Origin of the sequence: Flammeovirga pacifica (genome assembly GCF_000807855.2) — a bacterium.
Taxonomy (GTDB): domain Bacteria; phylum Bacteroidota; class Bacteroidia; order Cytophagales; family Flammeovirgaceae; genus Flammeovirga; species Flammeovirga pacifica.
On record NZ_JRYR02000001.1, the window covers coordinates 2,503,857 to 2,511,990 of the forward strand.

At 35.5% G+C, this 8,134-nt stretch carries 7 protein-coding genes; 1 reads left to right on the forward strand and 6 read right to left on the reverse strand.

Annotation, left to right across the window (positions count from 1 at the left end; genetic code table 11):
- From NH26_RS09845 to NH26_RS09870, 6 genes are all read right to left on the reverse strand, one after another.
- A complete protein-coding gene (locus NH26_RS09845) occupies window positions 1-609 on the reverse strand; it encodes a cytidine/deoxycytidylate deaminase family protein (RefSeq protein ID WP_158021917.1) in 609 nt (202 codons plus the stop codon).
- A gap of 61 nt (window positions 610-670) precedes the next feature.
- Window positions 671-1,471, reverse strand: a complete 801-nt coding sequence (locus NH26_RS09850) for an SDR family NAD(P)-dependent oxidoreductase (protein ID WP_044221206.1) — start codon at window positions 1,469-1,471, stop codon at window positions 671-673.
- Between the two features lie 98 nt (window positions 1,472-1,569).
- Window positions 1,570-2,715: an Ldh family oxidoreductase gene (locus NH26_RS09855; protein WP_044221203.1), complete on the reverse strand. Its 1,146-nt coding sequence runs from the start codon at window positions 2,713-2,715 to the stop codon at window positions 1,570-1,572.
- Window positions 2,716-2,790: 75 nt separating this feature from the next.
- The gene (locus NH26_RS09860) at window positions 2,791-3,561 is read right to left on the reverse strand and encodes an SDR family NAD(P)-dependent oxidoreductase (protein ID WP_044221200.1); all 771 of its coding nucleotides are present in this window, start codon (window positions 3,559-3,561) and stop codon (window positions 2,791-2,793) included.
- A 31-nt stretch (window positions 3,562-3,592) separates the two neighbouring features.
- Window positions 3,593-4,756 carry an arginase family protein gene (locus NH26_RS09865; protein ID WP_044221198.1) on the reverse strand — a complete coding sequence of 388 codons (1,164 nt, stop codon included), beginning with the start codon at window positions 4,754-4,756 and terminating at the stop codon, window positions 3,593-3,595.
- Between the two features lie 426 nt (window positions 4,757-5,182).
- Window positions 5,183-6,760: a sigma 54-interacting transcriptional regulator gene (locus NH26_RS09870; protein WP_158021918.1), complete on the reverse strand. Its 1,578-nt coding sequence runs from the start codon at window positions 6,758-6,760 to the stop codon at window positions 5,183-5,185.
- Between the two features lie 622 nt (window positions 6,761-7,382).
- On the opposite strand from NH26_RS09870, the gene NH26_RS09875 reads away from it, so the two are divergent.
- Window positions 7,383-7,928, forward strand: a complete 546-nt coding sequence (locus NH26_RS09875; RefSeq protein WP_044221194.1) for an HNH endonuclease family protein — start codon at window positions 7,383-7,385, stop codon at window positions 7,926-7,928.
- Window positions 7,929-8,134 lie beyond the last annotated feature (206 nt).

The window sequence follows — 8,134 nt, forward strand, 5'->3', positions numbered from 1 at the left end:
TTAATATCTTTCTAACCATTCATCCACGCAATGATCTATGGAATTAAGCCATACCTGACGTGCAATTTCTTTCAACTTCGGTGAACAATCTGCTTCTTCTACAACCAATCTTGATCCTAATATTTGAAAGCCTTCTGGCATTCTTTCATAGTTGGTTTGAGCTCCTGCTTCAATACTATTACCATCTCTGTAGACATAGTAAGTTTTTCCTACTTGACTAAAACAAATTCTTGCTAAACACATTGGACAAGGTTCTTGAGAAGTGAACAGCGTATAGTCTCTCATTCTCGGTGTTTTGTCATCACACAATCTGTCTTCTAATTCATTTAGAAGGACCATTTCTGCATGAAGATCTAAACGGTGATAAGGTGCATTGGCTTTTGACATATTTTCTGCGATCACTTCATTATGATGAAGCAAACAACCACCAACTGCAACACTCCCTCCTCTTCCGGCACGGATCCCTTGACGAACAGAAATAATTGAAGGCCCATCATGTTTATATCCTTCTGGATTTGCTTCATAATCTTTAAGTTGCTGTTCCAATTCATCATAATTGAATTTTGGAGTCTCGAACTTTAAAACGGGTTTTTCTGTATTGTTACACATAGTTGAATGATTTTTTGAGAACATCATCAACTCCTAAGAGTCGATGATGCTAAATAAGATCTTATAAACCTGGCGCCATACCACCGTGAACTGGCAATACAATACCTGTAATGTAACTCGCTGCAGGAGATGCTAAGTATACAATTGCTTCTGCAATTTCACTTGGCTCTGCAGGACGACCTAATGGAATACCTGCATTTTCTTTCGCTGCAGCCTCTTCTACCGAACAACCTTCAGCTTCTGCAATCGCCTTATAAGCTTCTTGCAACATGTCTGTATTGATTGCACCTGGAGCCACAACATTTGCACGGATACCTTTTGCCGCTTGCTCAATAGCCAAAACTTTTGTCGCTCCAACTAATGCGTGTTTTGTAGCTACATAAGGATAAGGCATACCCATACCTGCTGCAATACCCGCTGTAGAAGCAACGTTTACAATCGCTCCACCACCAGATTTTTCCATGGCAGGAATAGCACCTTTACAAACTGCTAAAGCACCTTTTACGTTTACAGCGTAGTTTGCATCCCAATCTTTGTCAGTGTTTTCGTCCAATAAAGCAGAACCAAAACCCACACCTGCATTGTTCACTACGATATCAAGAGAACCATATGCATCCAAAACCTGTTGGATTGCTGAATCTACTTGAGCTGCATCTGAAACATCTACTAAAACACCCATTGCTTCACCACCATTTGCTTTGATTGCTGCAACGTTTGCTTCCATCCCCTCTTTAGAGCTTTTACGGCCAGTTAAAACTACTTTAGCCCCTAATTCTGCCAATTTCTCAGCAATTGCTCTACCTAAACCTTTTGTTTTTGTTGCTCCTGTTACTAGAGCAACTTTGTTTTCAAGAAGTTTCATTTTCTATATTTTTATCCGATGGTTGTAGGGACGTAGCACTGCTACGTCCTTACGAAAGGAATACTTCATCCCTACAACCTCTAGAATATTCTATTTAATTATTTATTTCTTTGCGCTTCCCACTCTGCTCTTAAGCTCTCTTCAGTGAAACCGTAACGGCCTGCTTGTGTCTTAAAAAATGGTTCCCAGTGAGAATCTAATACTTCAACGATTTCCTCGTCTTTAATGATTGATTCATAACCTCTAGCACCTGGCATACCTGGCTTTCTTTGACCTGGACGAGCTGGAGAATCTTCGATTGCCTGAGCAAATCGATCTGATTTCGCCAATACATCACCCAATGGACCAAATACTGAAGGATCGATACATAAGAAGTAAGAACCTCCTACTGAAGTACCATCTGCTTTACCATCTACAATATCACCTAAAGATGGAACTTCAGGGGTGATGATACCGCCCGGGTTAATAATACCTGAAAGTAATTCGTTGAATAAGTTCATCATGTATACCCTTGGGTTTGACAACTGTTGGAAAGCCGATTGGTTATATACACGACCATAACCTTCGATTGGCTGAGCATATGGGGCTAAATCATTTGATAAACCACCTGTTTCAGGATCAATTACATAATCACCTTTCAGCTTAGTACCTTGAAGAACCGCTTGTGCAGTATCCGCATCGTACCACTCACAAAGTTTAGTTGACATCCATACTGGAGGCTTCTCACCTGCTGGTCCGATACCATCTAGAGGAGGTACTGAAATTGTATTTGACATACCACCTAGAGGTGAACACATTGGTACAGAGTTGTTTGAAGTTAATGCTACACAACCTGCTTTTGAAGCCATCCATGCATAAGCACCGAATGAACCCGCATCATTGTGATTATGACCGAATACAATAGCAATACCATGCTTTTTTGCTTTTTCGATCGCCATGTTCGCCATCTTAGTCAATGTCCAGTATCCTGAAGAACGCTTACCGTCAATTGATGCCCAAGTATCTCCCTCACCAACAACTTCTGGCTCTGCTTTAATATCCAACAAACCTCTTTGGTTCATGATATCAATAGCTTCATAAACACCTAACCCTTGGTTTAATTTACCTTGACGGATACCTAACATTAAGGCATCTGCTACAGCATCGCCGTGCTCTTCTGATGCACCTGCAGCCATCCAAGTCTTTTTTAATGCAAAATGTAAGAAGTCTGCATTTGTCGATTTTGTTTTCCCTTGTGCTCCCATAGTAGTAATTTTTTAATTTGTAAGATTATGTTTTGATGGGACGTGGCAGTACCACGCCCACTTATATTTTTTAAATTATTCAGCAGCTAATGTATTGTAAGCATCGATGCTCATACCAGCAGTAAATCCACCGTCAACACCAATTACTTGACCGTTTACGAAATCACAGTCTTTAGCTGATAAGAAGTGAATCAATGAAGCTACTTCTTCCGGCTCTGCAATACGTCCTAGAGGTACTGCTTTGTGCTCCATTCTCAATTGTGGTTGACCTTCTGGAGTGTTTGCCATTGGTGTATTCACCGAAGTTGGTGCAATTACGTTGGCTCTGATACCACGGCTACCCAATTCTACAGCAGCTGTTTTTGTGATACCTACTACAGCCCATTTCGATGCTACATAAGGTGCTAAATAAGCCACACCTTGAACTGCAGCAGCAGAGGCTACATTGACGATACGGCCACCATCATTCATTTGAGGTACACCGAACTTGATGCCGTGAACAACACCTTTAGTATTGATAGCAAAGTTTTTATCGAAGTTTTCGATATCTGTTTCCATCATTGTGTCGTAACCGAAGTTCGCACCAGCATTATTTACTAGGATGTCAATTTTTCCGTATGTTTCAACAGCTTTATTGACCATCGCTTCTACTGATTCCGCACTAGAAACATCACATTGAACGAAGGTAGCGCCGATTTTCTCCGCGATCTCTGTTCCGTCTTTACGACCTGAGATCACTACTTTAGCGCCTGCAGCGATAAAACGCTCAGCAGTTTTTAAACCGATACCTGAAGTACCGCCTGTTACGATTGCAACTTGTCCTTCTAATGAAAAGAAATTTGCCATGATATATTTAATGTTTTAAAATTCTAGATGATTAAAGTGTAACGTTACCAAACGCTTGTGGCCAGTTTGTAGGATGATTTTCTCCACCATTTCTACGTTTCACATCTGCTGCTAACCAGCAAAGGATTTTCCAGCTAAGACCAGCAGCGATATAACCGAATGTTTTCGCAGGGTCATTTTGTGGAGCGTATTCTACAACATCTGCACCTACTAGGTTTACTTTACCCGACATTCTAACTAGTTTAAGAACATCGTGCACCCAGTTGGCATCTAAACCGAATGGCTCAACAGCAGAAGAAGCTGAATTGTATACTGGATCTAATGAATCCAAGTCCAACGAGATATAAGTAGGACCATCTCCCACTACCTCAATAATCTTGTCAGCCATTTCTCTTGGAGACATTACTCTTGCTTCATCAGCGAAGTATACATTCGTACCAAAGTTTTTCGCGTGACCACCCACAAGACCTGTCATTCTACCTCTAATACCAATTTGAATCATTCTCTCAGGGTCTACATTACCTTTCGCAAAGTTCTGAGTAAACATGTTACCTGAGTGGTATGGATAAGGGAAGTCAGCTTCCGTTACCAAATCATAATGTGCATCAAAGTGAATTACTGAAAGTGGACCGTAAGTTTCCCCTAATGTCATCAAAGGAGCTACTGATACCGTGTGATCACCACCCCACATGAAAGGAATGATATGATTATCACAAACAATTTTTCTGTAATGCTCAATGGCATGCTCCATCTCACCTGATAAATCAAACTGACCATAAGTATCTATTGTACCGTAGTCAATGATGTTGGCGAAATCGAAAGGAATATCGAACTCTCCGTTAATCCATGGCTCTGTTGTACCCATGAAGTTCTTCGATAATTCTCTTAATGCTTTTGGACCATATTTATGAGAAGCATTCATAGGAGCAGACTTTTCGAATGGCATACCAATAATTGCGATATCTGCTTCTTCCAAGTCTCTAGAGAATGGAGCCATAAAAGCACCTAGGTAATCTTTGTTGATGTTACTCAAGAATTCGATACCTTGACCGCCACCCATTGTCTTTACTCTTTCCAAGTGCGCCTTCACGTCTGGATGAACACCATCTCTACTTGTTGAGTTTTTCCAAAGATCCTGGTATTTTTCCAATCTCTCTTGTGGGATAGCAGGGTACTTTTTGATTTCCTTTTTCATAGTAATATTTATGTTTAGTAATAAATTTGTTCTAGCGAATTTTAATCTTCCATAAAAACTATTCAATCGTTTGAATAATTTTTCTTTCGTTTAAAAAACCGCTCGTTTCCGGCGATTTCATTTTCATTAACGGCCTAGGATGAATTTGGTTTCAAAAGTAGGGGTAGAAAAATTATTAATAACATTGAATAGGTATATAGGTTAAAATTAGTTTTTGCCCATATATATAAATGGGCTTTAGTTTGAGTCAATTATTTTTTGACCTGTGCAATATTAATAAACAATATTTGTAAATAAATTATTTTGATTTTTTTGACTTAAAAAAAATACAATAAACTGTTATACAGTAATTTAACTTTTTTACAAATATTTAAAAAGTTGACTTTTTTTCGTGAAAAATCACTTATTATTTTTTTAAAGGAGCATTTAAACCTTTTTGATATCCAATTTTTTCATTTTCGATCGAAGTGTTGCTTCGTTTATTTTTAATAGTTCGGAAGCACTATTTTTTCCACTGACTTTCCAGTTACAATACTTTAAAACTTTAAGGATATATTTCTTTTCTTGATCATCTAAAGATAAAAATTGAGACTCACCTTCTTTATGCTCTTCTATATATTCATCAAACTGATATAACTTTAAAGTTTTTCCTTTTGAGTTATTAATTGCTCTATGAATGATATACTTTAATTCTTTAATATTTTCTGGCCAATGATATGCTTGTAGTTTTTTAATCGTTGCTATAGATACTTTAAATTGTGGGATGTTATTTTTCTTACAATAACTATCCACAAATACTTCAACTAAATATGGAATATCGCTCAATCTTCTTTTTAAGTCAGGCAAATGAATTCTATATATACTCAAGAAATGATAAAGTTCAAAATTGAATTTACCTTCCGTAGCAAGTTTTCTCAGATTTTGGTTTGTTGTGGCAATAAATCGCACATCATATTTTTGGTCATCACTTTCGTCCAATTGTTTTAAAAGGTCCAATAGATATATTTGATCATCATCAGAGAGATAATGTATATTTTCTAAAACTAAACTACCTCCATTCGCTACATCAAGAATACTTTTATTATAACCTTGTGTAAATACTGAATCTTCGTAATATTTTGTATTAAATACCGATTTTAAGGTTGAGTGACAATTATAGACTATTTGAGGTTTCTCAGATCGATCTCCATATTTGATAATCTGATTAGCAATATAAGTTTTACCGGCTCCTTCGTTACCGTGAATTAGCACCGTACTTTTATAGTTTGCTATTCTTTTTATCTCACTTTCTACTGACATAGAAAAGTTATGATCTACCACAAGGACACTTGGTTTATTCTTCCCTTTAAACTTTGTTTCTTTAAGAAATGTATTTTCTTCTTCTAATTGCTTAGTTACTTTTTGTAGTTGATCTAAAGTTTCGGTAAGTTTTTTTTGATGGGTAAGACGTTGTGTAATTTCATAGCCAATAATGTAACTTTCTTTATTTTTTGGTGATAAATATACCGAAACCCTTGTTCCCTCAATTACTTTATAAGTTTTACTTTTTACTGTTAGCCTAAAATTTAGATCATCTCCCTCTTTTTCTTCTATGGTAAAAAACTCTTCTAGTGGACGATGTAGATTATTATCATCAAATGATAATTCTTTCTCTGAAAATTTATTGAAGAAAGTGATATTACCATTCTCATCATATCGAAAAACATACAAATCAATATTCTGAATCATCTCTTCAAAACTTTTAGTAATAACACTAAGGGCAGTTTGTTTTTGATACCCTAAGTAAAAATTTAATAAAAGATCGATACTCAAAAGCAACACAATAGCTGTAACTGCATATTCTGTTAGAAAAATACTTTGTATAATACCAATATCAATAAATACATCATATATATTACTAAAGATAAATAGTATACTTACTGAAGATGAAATGACTATTTTTCTAGGTGATTTTGATTGAATTGAACGTATAACTAACCTTGAGAAATAATAAATACAGCTCAAATAAAATATAGTGGTAAGGAAAAAAAATAAATTTTGTGGTTCTCCTTTGAGATAATAATATTTTTCGGATGCTAACTGTATTGATTTTACTAGTATTTTATCGGTGTACATGAAATAGTCTCCGAAAAAGAACATAAATAGTATTATTAGAATTGATAGTGATTCTAGAAACAAATACGTCTTTTTAAATATTTTTTCTGAAAGTTCGTAAGCAGCCCAAAAAATTATCATCATCAAAAACATATAAGTTACCAACATATATGTGGAAAACTGTTGATATTCATCGAGATCAATTAATGAGTGTGTATAAGTAGATAATATTATATACGCTGCACTACTTCCACTCATCAATCCATAAATGAGTTTTTGAATATTTCTATCAGTTATCAGATAAATACAGAGATACAATATGCTCAAAGTGAAAAATATTCCTGCTAGGATAAAATTGATATCGGAAAGATCTAACATTTCGGTTATTGGGAAAATAAAAAGCTTCTAAAGATCCCTTAAATTAAGTTTTACAACTTATAATTACCATTAAATTAAACTAAAAAATACTAAAATCGTAACATTCTACTATTAATCAATCGTTCAATAAACTAACATCAACAATCAAAATATCATGCTATGTAAGTTAAAACTAAAAAACAGTAAGAAGACCGTAATCATTTCTCACCGAGCATTAGATCTTTTAGAAAACAATGCTTATTTGAAAGAACTCGACGTATTAAACAACTTAAGAATCCATACAAGTGGATATGTTTTTTTCCAAAGAAACTTTCCTAAACCAGATGGTAAATACAAAAATGTGACTATCTATTTGCACAAACTTATTGCAGAGCAATTTCTTGAAAAACGTGAATCAGATAAACGACTTTTTGTCCATAACCTTAATGGTGATCGCTTAGATTTAAGAGAAGAAAATCTTGAATGGAAAACCATGGAAGAACTTCGAAGATTACAGGATCATCGAAATAAGCATGGTTACAGAGGTGTTATCAAAGTAGGAAAGAAGTTTAAAGCCATCATTTATGAAGATGGTAAACGAACTGATTTAGGTAACTATCCAACGATTGAAGAGGCTCATGAAGCCTATGAAAAAAGAAATCAAGAGTTATATGGAGACCTAAAAAAACCCGTTGTCAAAAAGAGAAATTACATTAAATAATTTAATGTTGGTCTGTGGATAACTTGATGGTTTGTCTTGATAAATCAGAGAGTTATCCACTTTTTGTTGATAAAGAAAAGAACTTGTTAAGTAATAGGTAATAACTAATAAGTAATAAGGAAATACGAGCTAGAAGCTAGAAGCTAGAAGCTAGAAGCTAGAAGCTAGAAGCTAGAAGCTAGAAGCTAGAAGCTAGAAGCTAGAAG

What these genes read in the sequence shown, in the direction of transcription:
- NH26_RS09845 (WP_158021917.1), bottom strand. Translation starts at nt 609, where the DNA reads ATGTGTAACAATACAGAAAAACCCGTTTTAAAGTTCGAGACTCCAAAA.
- NH26_RS09850 (WP_044221206.1), bottom strand. Translation starts at nt 1,471, where the DNA reads ATGAAACTTCTTGAAAACAAAGTTGCTCTAGTAACAGGAGCAACAAAA.
- NH26_RS09855 (WP_044221203.1), bottom strand. Translation starts at nt 2,715, where the DNA reads ATGGGAGCACAAGGGAAAACAAAATCGACAAATGCAGACTTCTTACAT.
- NH26_RS09860 (WP_044221200.1), bottom strand. Translation starts at nt 3,561, where the DNA reads ATGGCAAATTTCTTTTCATTAGAAGGACAAGTTGCAATCGTAACAGGC.
- NH26_RS09865 (WP_044221198.1), bottom strand. Translation starts at nt 4,756, where the DNA reads ATGAAAAAGGAAATCAAAAAGTACCCTGCTATCCCACAAGAGAGATTG.
- NH26_RS09875 (WP_044221194.1), top strand. Translation starts at nt 7,383, where the DNA reads ATGCTATGTAAGTTAAAACTAAAAAACAGTAAGAAGACCGTAATCATT.